The 26295-nt window shown below is 38.9% G+C and carries 22 protein-coding genes and 1 pseudogene; 9 read left to right on the top strand and 14 right to left on the bottom strand.

The genetic code is table 11. The features are described 5' to 3' along the window. Positions 1–6: 6 nt before the first annotated feature. The 8 genes from proB to argR form a co-directional block, all read right to left on the bottom strand. Positions 7–1095, bottom strand: a complete 1089-nt coding sequence (gene proB / locus AC4MRQ_RS04495; RefSeq protein ID WP_491196454.1) for a glutamate 5-kinase — start codon at positions 1093–1095, stop codon at positions 7–9. A gap of 5 nt (positions 1096–1100) precedes the next feature. Next, positions 1101–1901, bottom strand: coding sequence for a pyrroline-5-carboxylate reductase (gene proC, locus AC4MRQ_RS04490; protein WP_491196453.1), 801 nt, complete (start codon positions 1899–1901; stop codon positions 1101–1103). 101 nt (positions 1902–2002) lie between these two features. Next, a complete protein-coding gene (locus AC4MRQ_RS04485) occupies positions 2003–2593 on the bottom strand; it encodes an NUMOD4 domain-containing protein (protein WP_491196452.1) in 591 nt (196 codons plus the stop codon). Positions 2594–2604: 11 nt separating this feature from the next. Continuing rightward, the gene (locus AC4MRQ_RS04480) at positions 2605–3735 is read right to left on the bottom strand and encodes an aspartate aminotransferase family protein (RefSeq protein ID WP_491196451.1); all 1131 of its coding nucleotides are present in this window, start codon (positions 3733–3735) and stop codon (positions 2605–2607) included. 169 nt (positions 3736–3904) lie between these two features. Next, positions 3905–4906: an N-acetyl-gamma-glutamyl-phosphate reductase gene (gene argC, locus AC4MRQ_RS04475; protein WP_491196450.1), complete on the bottom strand. Its 1002-nt coding sequence runs from the start codon at positions 4904–4906 to the stop codon at positions 3905–3907. Beyond that, positions 4860–6077: an argininosuccinate synthase gene (locus AC4MRQ_RS04470; RefSeq protein WP_491196449.1), complete on the bottom strand. Its 1218-nt coding sequence runs from the start codon at positions 6075–6077 to the stop codon at positions 4860–4862. Before AC4MRQ_RS04470 ends, argC begins: the two co-directional genes overlap by 47 nt. Before the next feature lie 33 nt (positions 6078–6110). Continuing rightward, positions 6111–6758, bottom strand: a complete 648-nt coding sequence (locus AC4MRQ_RS04465; protein WP_491196448.1) for a GNAT family N-acetyltransferase — start codon at positions 6756–6758, stop codon at positions 6111–6113. 57 nt (positions 6759–6815) lie between these two features. Beyond that, positions 6816–7295 carry an arginine repressor gene (argR, locus tag AC4MRQ_RS04460; protein WP_491196447.1) on the bottom strand — a complete coding sequence of 160 codons (480 nt, stop codon included), beginning with the start codon at positions 7293–7295 and terminating at the stop codon, positions 6816–6818. A gap of 457 nt (positions 7296–7752) precedes the next feature. Here argR and carB point away from each other — a divergent pair, with 457 nt between their 5' ends. After that, complete coding sequence (carB, locus tag AC4MRQ_RS04455; protein WP_491196446.1) at positions 7753–10968, top strand: carbamoyl-phosphate synthase (glutamine-hydrolyzing) large subunit; 3216 nt, start codon at positions 7753–7755, stop codon at positions 10966–10968. Between the two features lie 174 nt (positions 10969–11142). On the opposite strand, the gene AC4MRQ_RS04450 is transcribed toward carB, so the two are convergent. After that, positions 11143–11493: a DUF190 domain-containing protein gene (locus AC4MRQ_RS04450; RefSeq protein ID WP_491196445.1), complete on the bottom strand. Its 351-nt coding sequence runs from the start codon at positions 11491–11493 to the stop codon at positions 11143–11145. A 258-nt stretch (positions 11494–11751) separates the two neighbouring features. Here AC4MRQ_RS04450 and fusA2 point away from each other — a divergent pair, with 258 nt between their 5' ends. After that, positions 11752–13908, top strand: a complete 2157-nt coding sequence (fusA2, locus tag AC4MRQ_RS04445) for an elongation factor G2 (RefSeq protein WP_491196444.1) — start codon at positions 11752–11754, stop codon at positions 13906–13908. A 66-nt stretch (positions 13909–13974) separates the two neighbouring features. Here the strand turns inward: fusA2 and AC4MRQ_RS04440 are convergent, their stop codons facing one another. After that, complete coding sequence (locus AC4MRQ_RS04440) at positions 13975–15213, bottom strand: T9SS type B sorting domain-containing protein (protein WP_491196443.1); 1239 nt, start codon at positions 15211–15213, stop codon at positions 13975–13977. Between the two features lie 149 nt (positions 15214–15362). Here AC4MRQ_RS04440 and AC4MRQ_RS04435 point away from each other — a divergent pair, with 149 nt between their 5' ends. The 7 genes from AC4MRQ_RS04435 to dnaJ all read left to right on the top strand — a co-directional run bounded on the left by AC4MRQ_RS04435 (position 15363) and on the right by dnaJ (position 23118). Next, the gene (locus tag AC4MRQ_RS04435; protein WP_491196442.1) at positions 15363–17693 is read left to right on the top strand and encodes an ATP-dependent helicase; all 2331 of its coding nucleotides are present in this window, start codon (positions 15363–15365) and stop codon (positions 17691–17693) included. Positions 17694–17825: 132 nt separating this feature from the next. Then, positions 17826–18428, top strand: a complete 603-nt coding sequence (locus AC4MRQ_RS04430) for a DUF4290 domain-containing protein (protein WP_491196441.1) — start codon at positions 17826–17828, stop codon at positions 18426–18428. A 26-nt stretch (positions 18429–18454) separates the two neighbouring features. Beyond that, positions 18455–19759: a UDP-N-acetylglucosamine 1-carboxyvinyltransferase gene (murA, locus tag AC4MRQ_RS04425; RefSeq protein ID WP_491196440.1), complete on the top strand. Its 1305-nt coding sequence runs from the start codon at positions 18455–18457 to the stop codon at positions 19757–19759. A gap of 312 nt (positions 19760–20071) precedes the next feature. Next, positions 20072–20602 (top strand): TlpA family protein disulfide reductase, encoded by a 531-nt coding sequence (locus AC4MRQ_RS04420; RefSeq protein ID WP_491196439.1) that lies wholly within the window; start codon positions 20072–20074, stop codon positions 20600–20602. 22 nt (positions 20603–20624) lie between these two features. After that, positions 20625–21146 (top strand): TlpA family protein disulfide reductase, encoded by a 522-nt coding sequence (locus tag AC4MRQ_RS04415; protein ID WP_491196438.1) that lies wholly within the window; start codon positions 20625–20627, stop codon positions 21144–21146. Between the two features lie 202 nt (positions 21147–21348). Then, entirely contained in the window at positions 21349–21957 is a 609-nt protein-coding gene (locus AC4MRQ_RS04410) for a nucleotide exchange factor GrpE (protein ID WP_491196437.1), read from the top strand. A 12-nt stretch (positions 21958–21969) separates the two neighbouring features. Beyond that, complete coding sequence (gene dnaJ / locus AC4MRQ_RS04405) at positions 21970–23118, top strand: molecular chaperone DnaJ (RefSeq protein WP_491196436.1); 1149 nt, start codon at positions 21970–21972, stop codon at positions 23116–23118. A gap of 437 nt (positions 23119–23555) precedes the next feature. Here the strand turns inward: dnaJ and AC4MRQ_RS04400 are convergent, their stop codons facing one another. The 4 genes and pseudogenes from AC4MRQ_RS04400 to AC4MRQ_RS04385 all read right to left on the bottom strand — a co-directional run. Then, on the bottom strand, positions 23556–23804 hold the full coding sequence (locus AC4MRQ_RS04400; RefSeq protein WP_491196435.1) for a hypothetical protein: 249 nt from the start codon (positions 23802–23804) through the stop codon (positions 23556–23558). Between the two features lie 42 nt (positions 23805–23846). Next, positions 23847–25124, bottom strand: coding sequence for a Gfo/Idh/MocA family protein (locus tag AC4MRQ_RS04395; protein WP_491196434.1), 1278 nt, complete (start codon positions 25122–25124; stop codon positions 23847–23849). Between the two features lie 14 nt (positions 25125–25138). After that, a complete protein-coding gene (locus AC4MRQ_RS04390) occupies positions 25139–26014 on the bottom strand; it encodes an FAD:protein FMN transferase (RefSeq protein ID WP_491196433.1) in 876 nt (291 codons plus the stop codon). A 75-nt stretch (positions 26015–26089) separates the two neighbouring features. Continuing rightward, positions 26090–26295: pseudogene (locus AC4MRQ_RS04385) on the bottom strand (gfo/Idh/MocA family oxidoreductase); the annotation flags it as partial.

Genomic DNA, 26295 nt, shown 5'->3' with positions numbered 1-26295 from the left:
TTTTGATCAACTTAAAAACTCAGGGAAAACATATAAATAATCGTAGTGTACCAATGGTTTGTACTTATCATCGCGCCAGTGCTTTTCTGCTTTATGGCTGCTATACGATGCCTTACCAATACCGACGGCAGTTTGATTCTCGTCCAGGATTTTTATCAAATCACCTTTTTCAAAACTGTTCACAAATTGACTGACACCAGCCAACAATAAGCTGGTTGCTTTTTTTGAGCACAAAGCTTTGAAAGCCCCATCGTTAATCACAATGCTTGCCTTGGCAAATCCCTCCGAGTAAGCAATCCATTGCTTAACGGCTGGATAACCTTCTCCGGCAACAAAGTGTGTGTGCACAAGCTTTTGGGCTTGATCCATCAATTGAGTCAATACACCATCATGTTGACCATTGGCAATATGTACGTTTATACCAGACATAGCTGATTTTTGTGCTACGCGACATTTAGTTAACATACCGCCGCGACCAAAGTCAGATTTAGCTGCAGAAATGTATTTGGATAAATCCTTTTCGTCAGCCTCTATTTGAGGAATTACATGAGCAGATGAATCATCAGGATGACCATTGTAAATTCCATTCACATTGGATAGTATAATCAACCCTTCACATTTCATCATAGAAGCCATCATGCCACTCAGTTCGTCATTATCTGTGAACATGAGAGCTGTTACAGAAACCGCATCGTTTTCATTAACGATTGGCAGTACATCATTTTCCCATAAAGCACTTACGCAATTTTTCATGTTTAAATAGTGCTCACGGGTACTGAAATCTTGCTTCGTAACTAAAACCTGTGCAATTGAAATATCGTGCAGATCGAACAATTGTGCATAAAGATTCATCAGCTTAACCTGTCCAACTGACGAAAGCAACTGACGCTGACTCACCCGATCCGTTTTTTTATCGGGTACAACAAGTCCACGTGCAGAGGCAACCGCCCCAGAAGACACCAAAACAATTTTTTTACCTTGCTTATGCAAACGAGCTATTTGCATCACCAATTCGTTCACACGGCTTTTATTCAGTCCACCTTCTGAATTGGCCAATACATTTGAACCTATCTTTATGCATACTTTATTGTACATGCTAATTATTTCCCGTTTTCAATTTTGTTAAACGATGTCAGTAAACCTTTTATAAGTGACGAACTGAAACCCTGATGTTCCATCTCATTTAAACCAGATATGGTAACACCGCGGGGGGTTGTCACCTTATCAATTTCATCCTCGGGATGTGAACCTTTCTCAATCAGTAGGTCGGCAGCACCTTTAATGGTTTGTGCTGAAATTTGTAAAGCAAGTTTCGAACCAAAACCAATTTCTATCCCCCCCTGTGTAGCAGCACGGATAAAACGCATAGCAAACGCAATTCCACATGCGGCTAAAACAGTTGAAGCAGCCATGAGTTCTTCAGGAATAATTATAGCCTGCCCCATTTCGGAGAACATATCAACCACCTGCTTTTCCTGCTCTTCCGATGCATTAAATGACGAAATGCAGGTCATGGATTCCCCGATCTCAATGGCAGTATTAGGCATCGCCCTGAATATAGGTAGCTTAATTGAACTGTATGACTGAATCTTTTCCGACGAAATACCTGTAGCCAATGACACAAGTACAGTTCCTTCGTTTAACTCGGGTGTAATTTCTTTGACAACACCCTCAAGTTGGTAAGGTTTAACGCCAAGTAATACAACATCAGCTCCCTTTGTAGCTTTCAGGTTATCCTTGGTGACTTCCACTCCTTTTTCGGTAAAATCACTTAATAAGGATGTTCGCCTTCTTGTTATTACAATTTGCGATGGTTTTAGCAGGCCATTAGCCAACAAGCCTTTAGCTATAGCCGTTCCTAAGTTTCCACCACCGATGATGGCCAATTTATTAACTTTCATGCTGTAATTTTTTAAATCGTTCTTGCATTAACCTATAAGAGAAACAAACTTTAAACTTATAAATCTACACAAAAAATGATCAAAAAAATACAGCAAATAGCTTACTTACCTTCTTCGTCGCGTGAGCGCACATTAATATGAGCCCAATTCTCGCCTGATTTAATTCGATAAAGCTGCATCTCACTAATACCAAATTCTCTTGCTATCAGTTTCAAGCGGGTTTTACGCTTTGGATCATTGATCCTCATTTTTAAGCGCATCACCTGAGTTGCTGTAAGCTTATGACCTTCGTGTTGTCTTTGACCTTTTTGTTTCTCTCTTGCTTTTTTGACTGATGGATTCTTTTGCTGGTGTGCAAACATCTCCTTTTTACTGGCCCATTTCAGGTTCTCTACGAAGTTGTTCGATTTATTATAATCAATGTGTATTACAAATTCCTGTCCGGGAGATTTTTCTGGTAAAAAGAGCTCGGCTACAAGTTTATGCAAATAATATGTTTTAGACTTGCCAAACGGTCTGAGTGGCAAAGTCGGGTATCCCCTTAGCATTCCTCCCCTGAGGAAGTCACCGTTCTCAATTTTATCATTAAAACTAATAATTCTCCCGTAGTTTGATACTGCGTATCTTTTTTGCAAAGCACCCTTTTCAAACTCAACTTCTTTCCATTCTTCGTTCCAGTACGTTCTTACCATTTTGTTAGATATTAGCCACTATCAACACTAGCCTCAAGACTGGACAAAAAGCAGTCTGCATGGCTCTTGCTGAGAGTCATTGGAGGTAGTAACCTCATAGTATATGTGCCGGAAACGCCGGTAAAAGTATAATTTTTTACTAATAACTCCTCCCTTGTAGGTGCAATTTTTTTATAACTATCTATCGCCAACATCAAACCACGCCCTCTAACATCCTTAAAAAGATTCATATTTAATAACTTATCTAAAAGATAAGAACCTATTTTACTACTATTCTCAATTAAATTCTCAGCCTTAATAACCTCGAGAACTGCCAGTGAAGCAGCGCAAGCCAGATAATTCCCCCCAAATGTGGTTCCCAAAAGCCCCTTCTTTGCTTTTATTGCCGGGGATATTAATACTCCTCCAACAGGAAATCCATTACCCATCCCTTTAGCCATTGTTATAATATCAGGTTCAATATCAGCATACTGGAAAGCAAAGAATTTTCCACTACGTCCGTAACCTGACTGAATTTCGTCCAGAATTAATAAGGTTCCATACTTTGTGCATATGACCTTAAGCTCTTCCAAAAACTCGGGTGATGGAATATGTATACCTCCAATTCCTTGGATACCTTCGATTATTACAGCCGCAACATCATTGGTAGCTAATGCTTTTTCGACTGCTTCCAAATCAAGCCAAGGCAAAATATCAACATTATGACCTGCATTAAACGGTGAGATTATATTTGTGTTATCCGTTATAGCAACAGCTCCTGAAGTGCGCCCATGAAACCCTTTTTCGAAGGCTACAATTTTATTACGACCAGTATGAAAAGATGCCAGCTTAAGCGCATTCTCATTAGCCTCAGCTCCTGAGTTGCATAAGAACAACTGGTAATCTTCCAACTGTGTCAGAGCAGCTAACTTATCTGCTAACTCTTGCTGCATTGGATTTTGAACTGAATTACTATAAAAACCGATCTTTTTGATCTGAGAAGTTAAGCGTTCGACATAGTGCGGATGACTGTGACCTATTGAAATAACTGCATGCCCGCCATATAAATCAAGGTACTTATTTCCTTCGCTGTCCCAGATATAGCAATCTTCGCCTCTAACCGGCGTTATATCAAAAAGTGAATATACGTCGAATAATTCCATAATTAACCTCCCTAAGAATGATAATCAACTATTAAATGTAATAAAGAAAAAAGGATGAAGTACCAAGGGACTGCGCCCTCGGTACTCAAAGCAGTCAGCCTTCATACAAAGAAGAATGAACACCTAAAATTTAAACCAAATAACCCGTGTAGACCGATTCTTTAACCGACTAAAATGCCACAGGTTTTAGCTGAAGACCTTCTGCTTCATCCAAACCAAATAAAAGATTCATATTTTGTACAGCCTGACCTGATGCTCCTTTTAAGAGATTATCGATCACACTGACTACATGTATTTTCGTTCCATATTTTTTTACATACACCAATGCTTTATTGGTGTTGACAACCTGCTTTACATCCGGATTTTTATTAACGACGAATGTAAATGGTTGCTCACTGTAATATTCCTCGTAAATCCTAACAGTTTCCTCCTCGGATAATTCGCTCTCCATATAAACCGAAACCAGGATACCACGTGGATAATTACCACGCATTGGCACAAAATTGATGGCCTTTGAAAATCCGGGCTGCAATTGCTCTAACGATTCACCAATTTCTCCCAGATGCTGATGTTCAAAGGATTTGTAAACAGAGGCGTTGTTATTTCGCCAGCTAAAATGAGTTGTTGACGAACAAGCCTGACCTGCGCCAGTTGAACCTGTTATTGCATGCACATGCACTTCGTTCAATTGCTTTTTGTTAGCTATAGGTAATAACGCTAGCTGTATAGCAGTTGCGAAACATCCTGGATTGGCAATTTTATCGCATTGCTTAATTGCATCCTTATTTAATTCAGGTAATCCATATATAAAGCCATCAGCTTTATCTTTCAAACGATAGTCATGGCTTAAGTCAATGACTTTTCCTTTATAGTCAACCGGAATATCCTCCACAAAGCTACGTGATCGACCGTGTCCCATGCACAAAAACAACACGTCAACGCTATAATCAACTTCCGCCATGAACAACAGCTTACATTCACCAACCAGATCAGTATGAATATCCGTTACCGGAAGACCTGCCTGACTTGAACTCTGAATAAAAACAATCTCAGCCTTAGAATGATTCAAAAGTATTCTGATCAACTCACCTGCCGTATAACCGGCTCCGCCTATAATTCCAACCTTAATCATCGCTATCCTTAATATCCAGTTGCCCTTTATTAACGGCATTAAAAATTTTCATTGGTGTTGCCATAATCGTTGTGAAACCCTCAACGTCATTTGCAGTCCAGGCTTTATTCATTTCTCCATACTCACCAAATGCACTGCTCATTAAATCATGATCCGATTCAATACCAACCACCTCAAAACGATAAGGCTTTAGTTTGATAATTACCTTACCACTTACATTATTTTGTGAGCTCTCAAGGAACTTCTCAATATCCCTCATTACCGGTTCCAAGTATTGTGATTCGTGTAAAAACATACCATACCAGTTAGCTAATTGCTCTTTCCAGTGCATCTGCCACTTGGTTAACACATGCTTCTCCAGTACCCTGTGGGCATTAATAATCAACAAAGGAGCTGCGGCTTCAAAACCAACGCGTCCTTTTATACCAATAATAGTATCACCCACGTGCATATCACGACCGATAGCAAAAACAGCACCCAGGCTTTCAATCTTCTTGATCGCTTCAATGGGGTCATCAAACACCTCATTGTTAACGGTTGCCAATTCACCTTTAATGAATCCTAACTCAAGAGTTTCTTCCCCATCTTTTTGCAATTGACTTGGGTATGCTTCCTCCGGTAATGTTTGGTTTGATGTTAATGTTTCTTTACCACCAACACTGGTTCCCCATAAGCCTTTGTTAATAGAGTACTCCATCTTCGTCCAGTCACGCACCACGCCTCTTTCTTTTAGATAATCAATTTCGGCTTCACGAGACAATTTCAAATCACGAATTGGAGCAATAACTTTAATATCGGGAGCCAAAACCTGGAAAGTAAGGTCAAATCTGATTTGATCATTACCAGCTCCGGTACTGCCATGAGCTATGTATTTAGCACCTATCGAACGAGCATAATCAACGATAGCTAAAGCCTGAAAAACACGCTCTGAACTAACTGACAGCGGATATGTATTATTCTTTAAAACATTTCCATAAATCATATAACGAATGCATCGTCGGTAGTAGCGCTCAGTTACATCTAGTGTTGCATGTTTAGCAACGCCCAATTCGTAAGCCTTTGTTTCGATATCCTCCAGCTCATCATCACTGAAACCACCAGTATTAGCTATCGCTGAATAAATCTCCAGATCTTTTTCTTCAGCTAAATACTTCACGCAAAAAGAAGTATCCAGACCTCCACTGTACGCTAAAACTACTTTTTCTTTCATCGTTATATAATTATCAATTGTCTATTCCTTCAATTAAAATAAGGCTGTAATTGCTTTTAATGCCTTTCCTATTCCACTATCACTTTTCGTAACAGCTTTTCGTAATCGGGAAAACACATTTTCTGACTTTCTATTATTAGAGTTATTCTTCCATATTGGATCAAACAGCATGCCCGTACAAAGGCAATGTTTCCGCTCGGTACGCTCTAGTATGTCGTAATTAACACAACTCTGACAACCTTTCCAGAACTGCTCATCATCCGTTAATTCAGAGAATGTAACAGGTCGATAACCTAATTCCGAATTGATCTTCATCACAGCTAGCCCGGTTGTTAAACCAAAAATCTTCGCCTGAGGGTAACGCTCGCGAGACAACTCAAATGCCTTTCTCTTAATATCTTTTGCCAGACCAAAACCTCTGAATTTATCAACTACAATTAAACCAGAGTTGGCTACAAATTTGTCATGCCCCCAGGTTTCGATGTAACAAAACCCGGCAAACTCCTCTCCTTGTAAAGCCAAAATTGCTTTCCCTTCCTCCACCTTCTTTTGAAGATATTCAGGGCTCCGTTTGGCTATACCCGTCCCACGCACCTTAGCTGCTTCTGCTATGGTATTCAACACCACATCTACATAATTCAGATGCTCTTTTTTTGCGACAAATATGTTAAACTTACTCATTATAATTGGTCCCTATTTTAATCGGAGATCTACTATATCTTTTCAATCGCCTTTACTTTACAAAGTCTTTTCTTTAAGGCCAGGCATAAACAAGGATAAGGCATTGATAACATCTGATTTTGATACACCTTCACGGCTAATCAATAGTATAGTATCATCACCTGCAATGGTTCCTAATATTTCATACGGACCATGACTATCAATAACCGAAGCAATGCCATTGGCAAACCCAGGTCTTGTTTTCATAATAGCAAGGTGCCCTGAAAACTCAATGGATTCAACTCCACTCACCGGAAACTCCTCTTGTTTGGCCGGCTCTTCTTGTTTTTGTGCCGATTCGGGTACAACATATTTGTATCCTGTTTCAGCATCTGGCACTTTTGCCACCTTTAAATATTTTAAATCACGCGATAATGTTGCCTGCGTAATTTTATAACCTTCTGCTTCAAGCAGTACCACCAACTCCTCTTGTGAACTCACTTTTTGAGAACTGATGATTTGCTTAATAGCAATTAGTCTTTGTGCTTTAATCTTCATTTGGTTCTTCTTTGTTGAAATGTATATTTATACATCGTCGATGCAAATTTATTCAATAATTATTAATTTCAAAGCTGTTTTTTGCAAAAAATATGTATTTTTGCATGACAATAATTTGAAAAACGCATAAAAACAGCAGTCAACTAGTGACTAATTTTAGTCTGTATATAAGCATTAATAACTACGCTCTTCAAGGGTTAATCCCTTTATTTTTCATTCATTTCTATTCATCAATATTCATACTTCATCTAAACAAAGATGAAATGAATCAACATGCATAAAAATGAGATATCTGAGCCAGAAAAGTGCTAACAAATGTCACTTAAGCATTAAATAATGCATATTTATAGACAAAAGATGTTAAAAGAATAGTAAATCAATGAAGCTTAACGCGGGCAGATTTATTTACAAAGAGGTTTAAACAAAAAAGAAAAGAAACAATAATAAATAATTAAAGATGAAGAAGAACGTCAAAAAGGTGGTGGTACTGGGTTCAGGCGCACTTAAAATTGGTGAAGCTGGAGAGTTTGACTACTCCGGTTCACAAGCTCTTAAGGCCTTGAAAGAGGAAGGTATTGAAACGGTTTTAATCAATCCCAATATTGCAACAGTACAAACATCCGAAGGAATTGCAGATAAAATCTATTACCTGCCGGTTACACCGTACTTTGTTGAGCAAGTTATTAAGAAAGAAAGTCCGGAAGGTATCCTATTGGCGTTTGGAGGTCAGACTGCACTAAACTGTGGTACCGCATTATACGAGGCTGGTACTCTTAAGAAGTATAATGTAGAAGTGCTGGGCACACCTGTTCAGGCTATTATCAATACCGAAGACCGTGAGATTTTTGCGAATCAACTACGCCAAATTGACGTTAAAACACCAGTTAGTATCGCTGTTACTTCGGTAGAAGAAGCTGTAGAAGCATCTAAAAAGATCGGATTCCCGATCATTGTGCGTGCAGCCTACACATTAGGAGGAATGGGCTCTGGTTTCTGCCACTCCACAGAGGAGTTAATTAAACGTGCCGAAAATGCTTTCTCTTATTCGAATCAGATATTGGTTGAAGAATCATTAAAAGGATGGAAAGAAGTAGAATACGAGGTGGTTCGTGATGCATATAATAACTGTATCACTGTGTGTAACATGGAAAACTTTGATCCATTGGGCATTCACACCGGTGAAAGTATTGTGGTTGCTCCATCACAAACCCTTTCCAACTCTGAGTATCATAAATTACGAGAGTTGGCGATTAAAATTATTCGCCACATTGGTATTGTGGGTGAGTGTAATGTACAATATGCACTTGATCCTAACTCCGAAGATTACCGTGTAATTGAAGTAAATGCACGTCTGTCACGTTCGAGTGCATTGGCGTCAAAAGCAACAGGCTATCCTTTGGCCTTTATCGCTGCTAAACTTGGATTAGGTTATAGCTTGCATGAGTTGAAAAACTCGGTAACCAAAACTACAACAGCTTTCTTCGAACCTGCATTAGACTATATTGTTTGTAAGATCCCTCGTTGGGATTTAGGAAAGTTCACTGGTGTTTCGAAAGAAATTGGCTCGAGTATGAAGTCGGTGGGTGAGATTATGGCTATCGGACGAAACTTTGAAGAAGCCATCCAGAAAGGTCTTAGGATGGTTGGACAAGGTATGCACGGTTTTGTAGGTAATCAACCGTTCTCTAAAGACGTTAAAAAAGAACTAGAAGAACCAACCGATCAGCGTGTATTTGCCATTGCACAAGCCTTTGAATCAGGTGCTACTGTTGATGAAATCCATGAGATGACTCGCATCGATAAATGGTTCCTTGAAAAGTTAAAAAATATATCGGATCATGCTACTTTACTAAATAAATACGATTCGCTAGACAAACTACCGGAAGAGGCTCTGTTAGATGCCAAGAAAATGGGATTCTCAGACTTTCAGGTAGCGCGATTAGTATTGAATTCAGATAATATGGAAGAAGGTCTGTTGAAGGTCCGTGACTTCCGTAAAGCTAGTGGCATTTTACCAGTTGTTAAACAAATTGATACAATGGCAGGTGAGTTCCCTGCACAAATCAACTATCTGTATTTAACCTACAGCGGTGCAACTCACGATATTGATTACGAAAAAGATGGTAAATCAGTGGTTGTGCTAGGTTCGGGTGCTTATCGTATTGGTTCTTCGGTAGAGTTTGACTGGTGTAGCGTAAATGCACTAAACACTATTAACAAGCAGAAAGATCACCGCTCAGTGATGATTAACTACAACCCGGAAACGGTAAGTACTGATTACGATATGTGCGATCGTCTTTACTTTGACGAATTAACTCAAGAGCGTGTAATGGACATCATTGATCTGGAAACGCCTAAAGGTGTAATTGTATCAGTAGGCGGTCAGATTCCTAACAATTTGGCAATGAAACTGCATCGTCAGCAAGTGCCAATTCTGGGTACATCACCAGAAGATATTGACCGTGCAGAGAACCGCCAGAAGTTCTCAAGTTTATTGGATGAATTAGGTGTTGACCAACCTCGTTGGAGTGAATTAACTTCTGTTGATGATATCTTTAAGTTTGTCGATGAAGTTGGCTTCCCGGTTTTAGTGCGCCCTTCGTATGTACTATCAGGTGCAGCTATGAACGTGGTATCTAACAAAGATGAATTGGAACACTTCTTAACATTAGCAGCTAATGTATCGAAAGAATTTCCTGTTGTAGTATCTGAATTCATCGAACAAGCAAAAGAAATCGAAGTCGATGCTGTTGCCAACAATGGTGAAGTAGTTGGTTATGCCATTAGTGAGCACATTGAGTTTGCTGGAGTACATTCTGGCGATGCTACCATTGTGTTCCCTCCACAGAAATTATATGTAGAAACTATTCGCCGCGTGAAAAAGATTGCACGTGAAATAGCGAAGGGATTGAATATTACTGGTCCGTTTAACATGCAATTGCTGGCTAAAGACAACGACATTAAGGTAATTGAATGTAACCTGCGTGCCTCGCGTAGTTTCCCATTTGTATCGAAGGTACTTAAAGTAAACCTGATTGATTTAGCAACACGCGCTATGCTTGGCTTACCTGTTGAGAAACTTAATAAGAGTTCATTCGAATTGGATTATGTTGGCATCAAAGCACCCCAGTTCTCATTTGCTCGTCTGGCCAAGGCTGATCCAGTTTTGGGTGTAGATATGTCATCAACGGGTGAGGTTGGTTGTATTGGCGAAAGTTATTATGATGCAGTACTTCAGTCGATGTTGTCAGTTGGCTATCGCGTTCCTGAAAAGAACATTTTGATTTCCTCAGGACCAGCTCGTTCAAAACTGGAATTACTTCAGAGTGCACGTATGTTAAGAGAACGGGGTTATAATCTGTTTGCCACGGGCGGTACACACAAGTTCTTTGCCGAAAATGGTGTGGAAACAACATTGCTCCACTGGCCAAACGAAAACAAAAAGCCGAATACATTGGATTACATCCGTGAGAAAAAGATTGATTTTGTCATTAATATCCCTAAGAACTTAAGTAAGGATGAGCTTAAAAATGGTTACTCGATTCGACGTGATGCCATTGATTTTAACATTCCATTGATTACCAATGCACGTTTAGCGAGTGCCTTTATCTATTCTTTCTGCAAGTTAGGACAGGATCAGATTAGCATTAAGCATTGGGATGAATATAAATAGCTTTTAATATTTCAGGTCGATAGACCATTAGATATAAAGCCCTGCATCATTAGATGTGGGGTTTTTATTTGAGAATTACTGAATGTGAGACTATTGATGCAACGATCAGGTAGAAATAAGGTTCTCCATTGATGAATAAAGCTTTAAAATAGTGGAACTATATCATTAACAATTCTACTTTTTGCAACCTTTATATAATATCACTTCCACATCTTCAATACATATAATACCTCCGCAACTGGCTTTCTCTATCAGTTTTGAAGCTATCTCTGAGAAACTACTAATTCGCTCCGGCCGATCAATCAATTCAATTATTACCGGTTGTTCATCTGACAAAGTGAACACCTTACTATTACTTATTATGCTGCTGGCCCCATATGATATTAAGCCCTTAGAGACAGTAACACCAGCCATCTTATATTTTTTAGCTGCAAAAACAATGGCCTCGAATAATGGACGCTGATAAACTCTGTCGGATTCCCCGGTGATTATTTTTAACTTTTTAGCTTCTCCTTCTAAAACCATTGGGTGTGGATTATAAAATGAGTAATCAAATTACGGATATTAACTTTCATTATCAACCAGCTAGGGTATGCTTTGTCCGTTTTGGCAATAATAATAAAGACTTTGGGCTCTTATTATCCGTTTGATTGTAAGCTATATAAAAGTTCTATGTCAGCCCATAGATTAAGGGAAATTAACTTGTATGTTATTTAAATATTACTAATTTTACGCATACCCATAATTTACCTAAAATAATTACAAACTCTTAAATTAAGCTTTATGAAAGTATACCAAGCTGATCAAATAAAGAATCTGGCGCTGCTCGGTGGTAGCGGCTCCGGTAAAACCACCCTAGCGGAAGCAATGTTATACGAAGGCGGGGTCATCAAGCGTCGTGGTGACGTTGAAAGCAATAACTCAGTCTCTGATTATAACCGAGTGGAACATGAATATGGTTACTCGGTTTTTTCGTCGGTATTATTCACTGAGTATCTTGGACGAAAATTCAATATTATTGACTGCCCGGGATCAGATGATTTCATTGGAGGAGCAATCACTTCCCTAAATGTAACTGATACTGCTCTGATGTTGCTAAACGCTACGCAAGGTGTTGAGGTAGGTACTGAAAACCTGTTCAGATATACCGAAGAGCATAAAAAACCCGTCATTTTTGTAGTTAACCAATTGGACCATGAGAAGGCCAATTTTGAACAAACCATAGATAATGCCAAGGAAACCTTTGGTAACAAAGTGGTGATTGTACAGTACCCAGTGAATGTTGGTCCTGACTTTAATGCAGTGATTGACGTATTGAAAATGAAGATGTACAAGTGGGGAGCTGATGGGGGCGAACCTGAGATTCTTGAAGTGCCAGCCGATCAAAAAGAAAAGGCAGATGAGTTGCATAATACCTTGGTGGAATCTGCAGCTGAAAATGATGAATCTTTAATGGAACTTTTCTTCGAAGAAGGAACCTTAAACGAAGATCAAATGCGCCAGGGAATTCATAAGGGATTAATTGCCCGCGACATGTTCCCTGTATTCTGTGTGTCGGCAAAGAAAGATATGGGTGGTCGCCGATTAATGGAATTCTTAGGGAACGTTGTTCCTAATGTATCAGAAATGCCTGTTCCAACTGCTCAGGATGGCACTGAAGTGCCTTACGATGTGAATGGTCCTACTTCTTTGTTTATTTTCAAAACAAGTATTGAACCTCACCTGGGTGAAGTATCCTACTTTAAGGTTATGTCTGGTCAGGTTGAAGAAGGAATGGATCTGATAAATGTAAACCGAAATGCCAAAGAGCGTATTGCTCAATTATACTGCGTAGCTGGTAATAACCGTCATAAGGTTGAAAAACTAGTGGCTGGAGATATTGGCGCCACCGTAAAGCTTAAAGAAACACATACCAATCATACATTAAATAGTAAGGGAACAGAATTTCTGTTCGATGCCATTAGTTATCCAAATCCTAAATACCGCACGGCCATTAAAGCTGTTAACGAAAGTGATGACGAAAAATTAGGTGAGGTGCTTCAGCGTATCCATGAAGAAGATCCAACACTAAGCGTGGAATATTCTAAAGAACTGAAACAAATTATCGTGTTCGGAATGGGTGAATTCCATTTAAATACGATGAAATGGCGCATTGAGAACAACGATAAGATTGAAATCGAGTTTCTTTCTCCTCGTATTCCTTATCGTGAAACAATTACAAAAATTGCCCGTGCCGATTACCGTCATAAAAAGCAATCAGGTGGTTCAGGTCAGTTTGGTGAAGTACATATGATTATTGAACCATTTTATGAAGATATGCCTACGCCAGGATCAATGAAGATTGAAGGGCAGGAAATCAAGCTTAACGTAAAAGGTTCTGAAGAACATAAATTACCTTGGGGAGGTAAGTTGGTTTATAACAACTGTATTGTAGGTGGTGCCATTGATGCACGTTTTATGCCTGCTATCCTGAAAGGAATAATGGAGAAGATGGAGGAAGGACCATTAACCGGTTCATATGCCCGTGATATTCGCGTTTGGGTGTATGATGGTAAGATGCACCAGGTCGACTCTAACGAAATCTCATTTAAGTTAGCAGGTCGTCATGCCTTTAGTGATGCCTTTAAAAATGCAGGTCCAAAAATTCTTGAGCCAGTTTATGATGTTGAGGTAAAAGTACCTAGCGATCGTATGGGTGATGTGATGAGTGACCTCCAGGGACGACGTGCCATGATTGAAGGTATGTCAAGTGAAAAAGGCTTTGAGGTGATTAAAGCCAAAGTTCCTTTGAAGGAGATGAATAAGTACTCGACTTCATTGAGTAGTATTACAGGTGGAAGAGCATTCTACACCATGTCATTCTCACAGTATGATAAGGTGCCACCAGAAATTCAGGTTGAATTGATGAAGGCATTTGAAGAAGAAGAAAAAGAAGATTAATAATAGAAAAGGAGGGTATTGCCCTCCTTTTTTATAATGTAAATCGTTAAGTTTTTCGAAAAACGATTAGTTCACTATCAGGTGCACCGCACCATCTAACTCTTTTTTCTCACCTTTAAACCCAGTTGCTTCAATCTTGTAGAAATAAACACCTGGTTCAGCACGACTATTACCAATGCGACCATCCCAACCAACTGCAGGATTGTTTGTTTGAAATACTTTTCGTCCCCAGCGGTTATAGATTAGCATAGTGAATTTGTTAACCGATCGGTAAAGCACCCTGAATTCATCATTTTCCCCGGGACTACTAAATGGTGTGAATGCATTAGGAGCACTTACCACCATCTCATTAACGGTAAAAACCTCGGGGTCGGTTTCACTTTCACATCCCGAATCAAGGTTCATAACCTTTAAAACAACCGGATAACCTGCTTCATTATATTGCTGGAAAGTGAAAATTGGGTTTGGAACAAAATCCTTCCCTGCATCACCAAACGTCCATTCCCAATCCGAGACATCTCCAAGTGATTCATCTGTAAATCTAACTACCATCGGAGCCGATCCTTCTGTGGCCTCATTTTGTGCTGTTCCTTCCGTTTCAAAGGTATATTTCGCTTCAACAGCAATAGCTGCATAACTTTTATCGGCTGAAACAGCTTCAATGCCCATTGAAAACTTTTCTCCTACCGTAACAGTATAATCCGTATCCTCTGTTGGTGCTGCTATAAACCTGGAATATTCATCTTTATCACTAACTGGTCCGGCTGGCGATGATATCCATTCATAGCCATAATCAACAAAGAGTTCACTATTATCACTGTGGTGTTTATAATAAGTGAGAGATTTATTTTTCGTATAAGCTGTTAAACGCAAATTATTACAGGATTCGAAAGGAATGCCAATAGAATCAATAGCAGGAGCTGGTACAAAATTCCAACAATAATGATTGCCAATAGTCGTAGCTCCACTCATAATATTGACCCGATATCCTTTCTCTGTTAGGTTTGAAAATGTAGAAATGGTTGTATTTAAGTCAGTTTGTTCCAGCACATCAAAACTATTTGAGGCTGTTGAATAACTATACCAATAAAAATCATAGTTATTACCGTCTGATGGCGCATTTAATACAGCATTACCAATATTGGAATAAAAAAAGATGGGATCTTCAACCTCGCCACCACCATATTGCGTTTGTTCAGAGTAAAATGCATTGGAACTTATCTGTGCATCGATTTGCAACGTAACCAAAAACACGAGAAGTATTGATAAAATACGACGTGCTTTTATGAATTGTATTGTTGGCATTATTATTTTATTTGAGATATTTAGGCAACAACATTTTTTACTTCTGACTACTGCCTTAAAACTACCTGACTATTTATTTTCAAAGCTATAATAAATCTTTAAACGATAAAAAGGATGATATTATTACATCCTGAATTCGAAGGTTTAAAATGAACTTCTATTTTTGCATTACATTTTATCGTTTATTAATTCAGGATATTGTGCAGGATTATTTAGAAGGCTTAAATGAAGCCCAACGAAGTGCGGTGGTTGAAACAGAGGGGCCATCTTTAGTGATTGCAGGTGCAGGTTCGGGAAAAACCAGAGTACTTACATACAGGATTGCGCATCTTCTGGCTCAGGAGGTAAGACCTTATAAGGTTTTGGCATTAACATTTACCAATAAAGCAGCCAAGGAGATGAAAGAGCGAATTGGTTCAGTTGTTGGTCAGCATATTGCCGCCAATCTGTGGATGGGAACTTTTCACTCCATCTTTGCACGCATCCTTCGTTATGAATCCAAACACCTTGGCTACCCTTCTTCGTTCACTATTTACGATACCCAGGATTCTAAGAATCTGATTAAAAGTATTGTTAAAAAAATGAAGTTAAATGAGAAAGCCTATAAACCCGGAAGTGTACTTTCTCGCATATCAGCTGCAAAAAATGATTTGGTAACACCAGTTGTGTATGCACGTGATGTAAACCGCACTGCACATGACAAGGCCTCACAAATGCCCATGATTTATGAGATTTACGCTCAATATATGAAGGAGTGTTATAAATCAGGGGTAATGGATTTCGATGATTTACTGCTTAATACAAATATTCTCTTCCGTGATTTCCCGGATATTCTGAAAAAGTATCAGGACCAGTTCGACTATATAATGGTGGATGAGTACCAGGATACTAACTATTCGCAATACCTGATTATAAAGAAACTGGCCGAGAAGCACCGCAATATATGTGTTGTTGGTGATGATGCCCAAAGTATATACAGTTTCCGTGGTGCAAAGATTGAGAATATCCTCAATTTCAGAAACGACTATCCGGGTTACCAATTGTTTAAACTGGAGCAAAACTATCGCTCATCTCAGAATATCGTGAATGCTGCTAACAGTATTATTGCTAAAAATAAAGGGCAGATTCAGAAAAATGTCTTTTCGGCGAATGATGAAGGTAAGCCCATCCGCGTAATGAAAGCATACTCAGATGTGGAAGAAGGTTTTCTCATCACCAATGATATTTTTGAGAAGCGGATGAAAGAGCACTTTGATTATAAAGATTTCGCCATACTGTATCGTACCAATGCACAATCAAGGGTATTTGAGGAGGCTCTTCGAAAAAAGAACCTTCCGTATAAAATATACGGAGGCCTCTCATTTTATCAGCGAAAAGAAATCAAAGATCTGCTGGCTTATTTCAGAATTACCATTAATCCTTCTGACCAAGAAGCATTAAAACGGGTGATCAATTATCCTGCCCGGGGAATTGGAAAAACTACCATGGATAAGTTGACGGCAGCAGCCGATGCTACCGAAAGAAGTTTATGGGATGTTTTAACCAATCCAAATATTGCCCAGCTTGGAATTAATTCTGGTACGCAAAAGAAGTTGGCCAACTTCGTAGCTCTTATTGCACAATTTAAGGCGCAACTTGAAAACCTGTCAGCTTATGAATTGGCTGCCGAAGTGGCTTCATCAAGTGGAATAATGAAAGACCTTCACAATGATAAGTCAATCGAAGGACAAGGACGTATTGATAACATCGATGAATTATTAAACGGTATTAAAGAGTTTACGGAAACTAAGCAGGAAGAAGGTGAACCGGCAAAGCTTGTTAACTTCCTCGAGGATGTGGCACTATTAACCGATCAGGATAATGAAAAGTCCGACGATATTAATAAGGTGACCTTAATGACCATTCACTCAGCCAAAGGACTGGAGTTTAAAAATGTATATATTGTTGGTGTTGAAGAAGGTTTATTTCCAGGAACTCAAGCAACTGAAAATGAAAAGGACCTGGAAGAGGAACGTCGTCTATTCTATGTTGCAGTAACCAGGGCCGAACATAATGCAACCATATCTTTCGCCCGATCGAGGTACAAATATGGTGAATTAACTTACAGCCGTCCCAGTCGCTTTATAGCCGATATCGATCAATCTTACCTCGACATCAACCCTGAAGATTTTGTAGGAAACGAAAGGCCTCAAACCTCCTTCAGAAAACCAATAACAAGTCAGTCTGGTAGCTCATTGAAGCCACGAATACGAATGAATTACACTTCTGAAGCCGGCCAGGCCAAGCCAAAAATCAATTTTAAGGCATCAAATACGAGTGGTTTGCAACCGGGAATGAGGGTAGAACATGAGCGTTTTGGCCAGGGAGAGGTAACTGCAATAGAAGGAGTTGAGCCAAATATTAAGGCTACCGTACAGTTCATTAATGCAGGTCAGAAACAATTATTACTCAAATTTGCCAAACTAAAAATTTTGCCTTAGTTTTGTGCCATTCAGTTACTGTTCTAATAAACAATTAAGTAACACTACTCCGAAAGGAATTACAAAACAAGATTCCGTAGAACAGCCACCGTTTGAAGGATAATAAAACAAGTAAGATTTTAATACCTATTAATGGATTACAATTCTAATCGTAAAAATTTGATTCTGCCTGAATATGGGCGTCATATTCAAAAAATGGTTGACCATGCAGTCACCATTGAGGATCGAGAAGAAAGAACTAAATGTGCCAAAACTATTATTGGCATTATGGGTAATATGTTTCCGCACTTACGCGATGTAAATGATTTTAAGCATAAGTTATGGGATCATTTGGCAATTATGTCTGATTTTAAACTCGACATTGATTATCCATATGAATTACTTGAGAAGGAAGCATTAACAAAGCGACCAGAAAAGATTCCATACCGCAACAGTAAAATCAGTTACATGCATTATGGCGAGTTGGCCGAAAAAATGATTGAACAAGCAATTTTACTGGAAGATGAAACTGAAAGAAAACATCTGATTGTAATGATTGCCAATCATATGAAAAAATCTTTGTTCATCTGGAATAAAGACTCGGTAACCGACGAGCGTATCTTTGACGATTTAAAGCGATTATCGAATGGTAAACTGATCGCCGAGGAAGGTACCAAGCTGACCGAATTCAAGGATCAGTATCAGAATCGTAACAACCGCAAGAAAAGACCACAAAACAAGTCAAAGAAAAAGTAATACCACCCGCCTTAAACTTTGTCGTAATGAATTGCTTTGAAATAGAAGGAGGACACCGCCTTAATGGAGAAATTACACCACAAGGTGCTAAAAATGAAGCTCTGCAAGTAATCTGCGCGGTTTTATTAACCTCCCAAAAAGTTACTATTAAGAATATTCCTGATATTGTTGACGTTAACAACCTGATTGATTTATTAGGGGAAATGGGTGTTGAGATCAATCGAATTGATCGTAATACCTGTGAATTTACAGCTGCCGATGTCAATCTGGAATTTCTTCAAACAAAAGCATTCAAAAAACGTGCATCTTCATTAAGAGGTTCAATTATGATAATGGGGCCTTTGCTGGCCCGATACGGAAAGGCCTATTTCCCAAAGCCTGGTGGTGATAAGATTGGGCGAAGAAGATTAGATACGCATTTCATCGGATTCGAGAAATTAGGAGCTCGTTTTAATTTCGACGCTGAGGACATTTTCTATACTGTCGAAGCTTCAGATATGAAAGGGACATATATGTTACTTGATGAAGCTTCGGTAACTGGAACAGCAAACATTTTGATGGCTGCCGTTTTAACACCTGGAAAAACAACTATTTATAATGCAGCCTGCGAGCCTTATCTGCAACAGTTATCCAAAATGATGATTGCAATGGGCGCTAAGGTTTCAGGAGTTGGTTCCAATTTGCTGGAAATTGAAGGAGTTGATCAGCTTGGTGGCTGCGTTCATACCATATTACCTGATATGATTGAAGTTGGTAGCTTCATCGGAATGGCTGCTATGACCAGCTCTGAGATTACCATAAAAAATGTAGGGATTGAGCATTTAGGAATTATTCCTATGATGTTCCAACGTATGGGTATTAAGCTCGAAGTTCAAGGCGATGATATATTTATTCCTGCACAGGAAAATTATGAAATAGATACGTTTATTGATGGTTCAATAATGACCATTGCCGATGCTCCCTGGCCGGGCCTAACGCCTGATTTATTAAGCGTATTTCTGGTTGTAGCAACGCAGGCAAAAGGAAGTGTTCTGATACATCAGAAAATGTTTGAAAGTCGACTGTTTTTTGTCGATAAATTAATTGATATGGGTGCGCGAATTATTTTATGTGATCCTCATCGTGCAACCGTTATCGGACTTAATAAAGAAAATGCTCTTCGCGGAGCTGTTCTTACTTCACCTGATATACGCGCAGGCGTTGCTTTATTAATTGCTGCACTATCCGCTCAGGGTAAAAGTACAATTCAAAACATTGAGCAAATTGACCGTGGGTATCAAAATATTGATGAACGACTTCAAAAATTAGGTGCGCGTATTAAAAGAATTTAAAGTATTTTAACTTTTTATTTAGGTAATATAGTTCTGAAATTCACCTATTTAGAATGATTCTAATGTAATTTTCCTAAATTTCATATTTGCATATTACTGTATATCAAGTTTTTAATTACTTTTATCGACTAATATAAAAATAGATTCTACAAATACAAGCCTTTTAAAATTGCAAATCGGCCATAGTCAATTTACTTTTGCATGCAGAAATCACACACTTGTCACATAAAACTGCATGTTAATCTAAAAAGAAAAAATACCTCATTTATTTTTCTGAAACTTTATACTGAAATTTAATTCAACAATTGTATCATGAGGCAGCTAAAATTAATATTAGCTACTGTAACTGTGAGCTTGTTCTTTTTGTCGTTTATTACCGACAATCAGGAAGCAGTTATTGGTTTGGAGGCCGGAGATAAAGCACCGGGTATTCAAGCTGAGCTGATCGATGGTACGCCCTTTAATTTAAAAAACCTTAATGGAAAGATGGTTCTTCTTAATTTTTGGGCATCATACGATTCGCAGTCTCGGATGAATAATTTCTACCTGAATCAAATTCACAAAGACTATCAAAATGAAGATTTTCATAATGGTAGTGAATTTGTAGTAGTAAGTATTTCTCTGGATCGCTTTAAAGCTCCGTTACACCTTGCCATAGAGCAGGACGAAACCATGAATTTTATGCACATCTGCGATTTCATGGGCGCTAATAGTAGCATTAGCAAGATGTACAACATCAAAGAGCCGGTTAATATTCTTATTGACGGTGAGGGACGTATCATTAAGTACGACGTCAAGTATTCACAGATTGAAAGATCGCTAGCCTTCCTTGCAGCGATTTAATGATTCCTAAATTATTTTGATTATGAAAGTTAGATTGTATCCACTATGGATAGGTTTGCTGACGTTTTTATTAATAATGCCCGCTAATGCCCAAAAGAAGGGAACTGATATTGGACAGATTGCTCCAAATATCAAACTTCGTAATCCGGAAGGAAAGGTTATGGAGTTAGAAAACCTGCGCGGCCAGGTGGTGTTAATTGATTTTTGGGCCAGTTGGTGTGGGCCATGCCGAAGAGAAAATCCAGTGGTTGTTGATGCATATCAGAACTATAAGGATAAGGAATTTAAAGCAGGAAGCAAATTCACCATATTTAGTGTTTCGCTTGATAAGCGGCAATCTTCGTGGAAGCAAGCCATTGCAGATGATAAGTTAGAATGGCCATATCACGTTAGTGATTTAGCTGGCTGGAATAGCAGGGCCGCGGCTTTATATGGTGTAAATGGCATCCCTATGAACTTTCTTATTGATAAGGATGGTTTGATTATCGCCAAAAATCTGCGTGGACACGCACTAAAAGCAGCACTGGAATCCATTGTCAAATAAAGACATTTAAAATATGGCAAAAAGGCACTTTTGATTAATCAATAAGTGCCTTTTGTCATTTTAATCCCATAAAACGATTCTAAATCAAACATTGTCTGTCAATTTGTCCTTTGGAAATAAAATGGCAGAATAATTGTAAATTTGCACGCGAATAATTCTAATGAGTTATTTCCTGATAAGCAAAAACAAAATAAAGCATAAAATGATGGATAAGAAGTCATCTAAAAAAGAAAAGGCTAAGGAAAAGGCAATGGATGCACAAGCAGCGGAAGAGATTAACGAACTGAATGAAGAGAAAGTAGCTGCGGAAACACAGGAAGAGGAAAAAGAAGAGTTAAAAGACGAAGAGGTACCTGAACAGACTGAAGAAGAGAAGGCAGCCGAAAAATTGAACGAAGTAAATGACAAATACCTTCGCTTAAGTGCGGAATATGACAATTATCGCAGACGCACCTTGAAGGAAAAAATGGAGTTAACGAAAACTGCCGGAGAGAGTATCCTGTTAGCATTATTACCTGTAATTGATGATTTTGACCGTGCCATGTCACATATGGACGAAGCTAAAGATATTGATGCTCTTAAAGAAGGTATTAAACTGATCCATACCAAATTCAATGATTTCCTTGGTCAACAGGGCATGAAAGAAATTGAAGCAAAGGATAAGGATTTTGATACTGATGTTCATGAAGCTGTAACAAAAATACCGGCTCCTGCAGAAGATATGAAGGGAAAGGTTATTGACTGTATTGAGAAGGGCTATACCCTACATGAGAAAGTAGTACGTTTTTCAAAAGTTGTTGTAGGCGAATAAACAAACTTTGCTATGTCTAAAAGAGATTACTATGAAGTGCTGGAGGTATCAAAAGGTGCTTCAAAAGAAGAAATAAAGAAAGCCTACCGAAAAAAGGCTATTAAATACCACCCGGACAAAAACCAGGGAGATAAAGCCGCAGAGGAAAAATTTAAAGAAGCGGCTGAAGCTTACGAAGTCCTTTCGAGCGACGAAAAACGTCAACGTTACGACCAGTATGGTCATGCAGGTGTTGGTGGAGCTGCAGGTGGTGGCTTTGGTGGCGGAGGTATGTCAATGGATGATATCTTCTCTCACTTTGGTGATATATTTGGTGGCGGTTTTGGTGGATTCGGAGGCTTTGGCGGATCATCACGAGGTGGTCGCCGGGTTAACAAAGGTTCCAATCTTCGTGTTAAGGTTAAACTTAACCTGAGTGAAATTGCCAATGGCGCCGAAAAGAAGATCAAAGTCAAGAAGTATGTCGAATGTAATCACTGTAGTGGTTCAGGGGCAGAGAATGGTTCTTCACACAGCACTTGTTCAACATGTCATGGTACTGGTCAGGTAACACGAATCTCCAATACCATTCTAGGACAAATGCAAACTGCTTCTACCTGTCCTACTTGTGGTGGAGAAGGCAAAATAATCACCAATAAATGTAAACACTGTGCCGGGGAAGGCATCATGCGCGATGAAGAAGTCATCAGCCTGAATATTCCGGCTGGAGTTGAAGAAGGCATGCAACTATCTGTATCAGGCAAAGGTAATGCAGCTCGTCGAGGAGGTATCAATGGTGATTTGTTGGTACTTATCGAAGAAGAAAAGCATCCCGATCTTGTGCGTGATGGAAACAACCTGATATATAGTCTGAATATTAGTATTCCTGATGCTATCTTAGGAAAGACAGCAGAAATTCCAACCGTTGATGGAGCCGTAAAGGTTAAGGTTGATGCAGGAACACAACCAGGTAAAATTCTTCGCTTACGAGGAAAAGGACTGCCTGAAGTAAATAGTTATGGCAAAGGTGATTTATTAGTTCACATTCAGGTATATATCCCGAAAGATCTTAACAAAGAAGAAAGAAAGACAGTTGAAAAGCTTCACGGATCCGAAAGCTTTGAACCAAAAGAAGGAAGTGGTGACAGCTTTTTTAGTCGAATGAGGAATATGTTTGATTAGAAAACTCTTTGTTTATAATATACGGAAGCCGGCTATTTGCCGGCTTTTTTTATTATAGTCTTATAAGGATTGTATCTTCTACACAAAGTTACCCTAGTTTGCTCGTGCAATTACAAACATACAACCTTTATTAGTAATCGGGTTTAAAGGTGTGATTCGTAAAATACCAAATTAAGTTGGATTTAACTCTGCCCAGAGGGATTTGGTATTTTGAGAAAAAAGGAACGTGTTTTATTGCCCAAAATTCAATCCTTCGCATACATTCTTATTGAATAATCTTTTTGTACCCCCTTCGGCACATGTCCTGCCTCTTTGGAGTAAACGGATCGCATCTTTATTTGCAAGCTGTAATTAAAGATGCGATCCGTTAGAATAGAAAAAGCTACCCAAATCAATGTGTAGCTTTTCTTTTATAGATATTTTCTGAGATTGGAATATCATCTCTTACGCTTAAAAACAGATACAACTCCTTTAATGAGCTTGATTAATCCTCTGATTATACCAGCCAGCAAATAAATCAAACCAGTTAGTATTATCACCACATGCAGGTGAGTTAATAACTCTTTCCATTCTGTTTGATAATGGATAATTGCATAGATATTGAGGATGTTTGCCAATATAAAAGCAATTAAAATAATTAATGCTTCCTTCTTTATTTGTCGGGGACTAATGATAATTGACTTCATGTATTTATATTTTCTTCAACTGTCACATTGAATTATAACTTTTTATTGATTGGATAACTTCATATCATCGGGAAGTGTCATTACTTTTCTGCTGTCCATTGCTTCCTGACCTAACAGAGTCCATACCGATGCATGGTAACCGTGTTCAAACAATCCTGGTATTGGCTTATTGTCTATCACTGCTTTCCCAAAAGCTTTTAATTGTTCAGGTGTGCCATCTGTTCCATTACCTTGTGCCACAGTTTCACCTTTATATTTTACCTCTGTTTCAGGTAACCAGGAAGCCCCGCCAATAGGTACTGTTTCAAATATTCCTTTTTCAATATCAGTTATAAGCTGGAGGATACCGGCTGGCTTTGGAGGTGAAGGCGGGTTTTCAGAAAAGAAAGTATTCGTTTCCAGCTCTAAAGTTCCCTTAGGTCCCATAATCTGCTCCTGAAGACCGTAATGTCGGTTACTGGTCATTGAATCATAGATAAACTGGGTACCATCAGCATAAGAATAAATCAACGCAACATTGTCGTATACTTCGCGTCCGTCTTTCCAGTAATTAATACTGCCTACTCCCTGAACCGAAACCGGAATAGTCTGCTTAGCCCAATTAGCCACCTGAATCTGATGAGAAGCAAGTTCGGTCATTAAACCGCACGAATACTCTTTGTACAGTCGCCAGTTGATTTGACGTTCCAATTCCGGCTTATCGCTTGGTACTTTACGGCGCCAATCATTGTTACGATGCCAGTAGGCTCTCATCTGGGTAATAGTACCTAATTTTCCCTGGTGCACCATTTCCAACCCTTTCAGATATTTTGGATCAAACAATCGTTGGTGACCTATATGCAGGATCTTACCTGTCCGGTAGAAAGCATCAGCCATCTTTTTTGTATCCTCAAGCGTACGCGCCATCGCCTTCTCGCAGAAAACATGGACTCCGGCCTCTAATGCATCAATTACAATGTGGGCATGTTGATATAGTGGTGTTGCCACAATAACAGCATCCAGGTCTTTTACTTCCAACAATTTCCTGTAATCATAGAAGCCCTTTGCTTTAGAGCCCGTCAACTTTAAAGCTTTCTGGTAATTAGGTTCGTAGTTATCACACACGGCAACAATTTCAAAGGGATTGTTTTCCCCAAGTGAATGAATAATCTGGATCAGGTATTTACCACGCGATCCAACTCCAATCACTCCGAGTTTAACCTTCCTGTCTGAATCAATCGGACTGGAAAGGCTTGCCAGTAACTTTCCCGGCAGTAACAAGCTACTGCCAATTATTGCGCTATTCTTTATAAATTGTCGTCTATGCTGTTTATTATTCATATACTTTAATTGTTTTATTTCACAGTTCCGGCTGTTCTATTGAAATGCCAGCTGGCTTTTGGGAACCGACTCTTTAACCATTCTTTTTCACTGTCAGTTGCCAAATAACCAACAGTAGATAAAACTTCTGTTTCTATCGGGCAATGTGCTTTAACCATCACCTCTCCTGTTTCATTTACCATGTGCCCCTTATGAGGATGATATATATGGGCTTTAAGATCATCAGCCCCTGTTTGCAGGCCTGAAACAGAGAGAAATTCATCTTTCAGTTGAAATACCTGATCTTCTATAGTATTGCCTTCAACATTACTATTGCTTACAGGCCAATAATCACCATGTGGATGCGATCCAATACCTGCTATAGAACTTTCTCCGAAACTCAGAAAAGCACTGTTGATATCGTGTTCTTTTAAATATGCAACAACTTCCCTCAAAGCTATTCCTTTGCCAATGCCACCAAAATCAAGTTTTACATCGGATTTTTGGTACCTGATTTTCTGCTTTTTCTCATCCCAGTCAACATGTCGCCAGCCACAATTTTGCTGAAGCTTATCAAGTTGTTCCTTATTGAATGCTGCATTAGCTCGAATCTGATCATAAACAGTTGAAAAAGCAGGATCGAAAAGGCCTCCTGTTTCATGATAATAATGTGTGCAAGTACTCAATACCTCTGCCATTTCAGGTGAAACATCAAATTCCATCTCGTACGCCTTCTCATTTAGCTGACTTAGTTCAGAATTTGACCTGAAACGCGAAAGTCTTTGCTCCCACTCTTCAGTAATTAATTCAGCACCCTTGGATAGTTCAGAGCCGGTGTGTTGATCAAGGCCTGGAATGACTATCACGAAGCGTGTGTTCATTGCCCAAAAACTGTGAGAAAAGACTTTCATGATTGAGAATTAATATCTATTTATATCCTTTCCCTTCAAATGATAAGAAGGGAAAGGGAATTTTAAATATCAACATTATAATTTGGGTTCCCAACCTGGTTCGTAATCACGACGCCATAGTTTCATGGCATCACGATCATAAATCCGGCCGGTTATTTCATCAACTTCAAAACCCTTACCAATTCTTGACGAGATATTGGCATAATGTGTTAGCATCTGACTGATTGCTCCCACCTCAATAGATGAAGTCAGTTTATCCTTACCACGAATAGCGTCAAAAA

This window comes from Carboxylicivirga sp. (genome assembly GCF_982718395.1).
Note: the sequence above shows the minus strand (reverse complement) of the source record. Positions and strands in the feature narration are given on the sequence as shown.

Bases quoted from the DNA above. Each gene is read 5' to 3' on its own strand.
- proB (WP_491196454.1), bottom strand. From the start codon at position 1,095: ATGTACAATAAAGTATGCATAAAGATAGGTTCAAATGTATTGGCCAAT.
- proC (WP_491196453.1), bottom strand. From the start codon at position 1,901: ATGAAAGTTAATAAATTGGCCATCATCGGTGGTGGAAACTTAGGAACG.
- AC4MRQ_RS04485 (WP_491196452.1), bottom strand. From the start codon at position 2,593: ATGGTAAGAACGTACTGGAACGAAGAATGGAAAGAAGTTGAGTTTGAA.
- AC4MRQ_RS04480 (WP_491196451.1), bottom strand. From the start codon at position 3,735: ATGGAATTATTCGACGTATATTCACTTTTTGATATAACGCCGGTTAGA.
- argC (WP_491196450.1), bottom strand. From the start codon at position 4,906: ATGCCGTTAATAAAGGGCAACTGGATATTAAGGATAGCGATGATTAAG.
- AC4MRQ_RS04470 (WP_491196449.1), bottom strand. From the start codon at position 6,077: ATGAAAGAAAAAGTAGTTTTAGCGTACAGTGGAGGTCTGGATACTTCT.
- AC4MRQ_RS04465 (WP_491196448.1), bottom strand. From the start codon at position 6,758: ATGAGTAAGTTTAACATATTTGTCGCAAAAAAAGAGCATCTGAATTAT.
- argR (WP_491196447.1), bottom strand. From the start codon at position 7,295: ATGAAGATTAAAGCACAAAGACTAATTGCTATTAAGCAAATCATCAGT.
- carB (WP_491196446.1), top strand. From the start codon at position 7,753: ATGAAGAAGAACGTCAAAAAGGTGGTGGTACTGGGTTCAGGCGCACTT.
- AC4MRQ_RS04450 (WP_491196445.1), bottom strand. From the start codon at position 11,493: ATGGTTTTAGAAGGAGAAGCTAAAAAGTTAAAAATAATCACCGGGGAA.
- fusA2 (WP_491196444.1), top strand. From the start codon at position 11,752: ATGAAAGTATACCAAGCTGATCAAATAAAGAATCTGGCGCTGCTCGGT.
- AC4MRQ_RS04440 (WP_491196443.1), bottom strand. From the start codon at position 15,213: ATGCCAACAATACAATTCATAAAAGCACGTCGTATTTTATCAATACTT.
- AC4MRQ_RS04435 (WP_491196442.1), top strand. From the start codon at position 15,363: ATGAACTTCTATTTTTGCATTACATTTTATCGTTTATTAATTCAGGAT.
- AC4MRQ_RS04430 (WP_491196441.1), top strand. From the start codon at position 17,826: ATGGATTACAATTCTAATCGTAAAAATTTGATTCTGCCTGAATATGGG.
- murA (WP_491196440.1), top strand. From the start codon at position 18,455: ATGAATTGCTTTGAAATAGAAGGAGGACACCGCCTTAATGGAGAAATT.
- AC4MRQ_RS04420 (WP_491196439.1), top strand. From the start codon at position 20,072: ATGAGGCAGCTAAAATTAATATTAGCTACTGTAACTGTGAGCTTGTTC.
- AC4MRQ_RS04415 (WP_491196438.1), top strand. From the start codon at position 20,625: ATGAAAGTTAGATTGTATCCACTATGGATAGGTTTGCTGACGTTTTTA.
- AC4MRQ_RS04410 (WP_491196437.1), top strand. From the start codon at position 21,349: ATGATGGATAAGAAGTCATCTAAAAAAGAAAAGGCTAAGGAAAAGGCA.
- dnaJ (WP_491196436.1), top strand. From the start codon at position 21,970: ATGTCTAAAAGAGATTACTATGAAGTGCTGGAGGTATCAAAAGGTGCT.
- AC4MRQ_RS04400 (WP_491196435.1), bottom strand. From the start codon at position 23,804: ATGAAGTCAATTATCATTAGTCCCCGACAAATAAAGAAGGAAGCATTA.
- AC4MRQ_RS04395 (WP_491196434.1), bottom strand. From the start codon at position 25,124: ATGAATAATAAACAGCATAGACGACAATTTATAAAGAATAGCGCAATA.
- AC4MRQ_RS04390 (WP_491196433.1), bottom strand. From the start codon at position 26,014: ATGAAAGTCTTTTCTCACAGTTTTTGGGCAATGAACACACGCTTCGTG.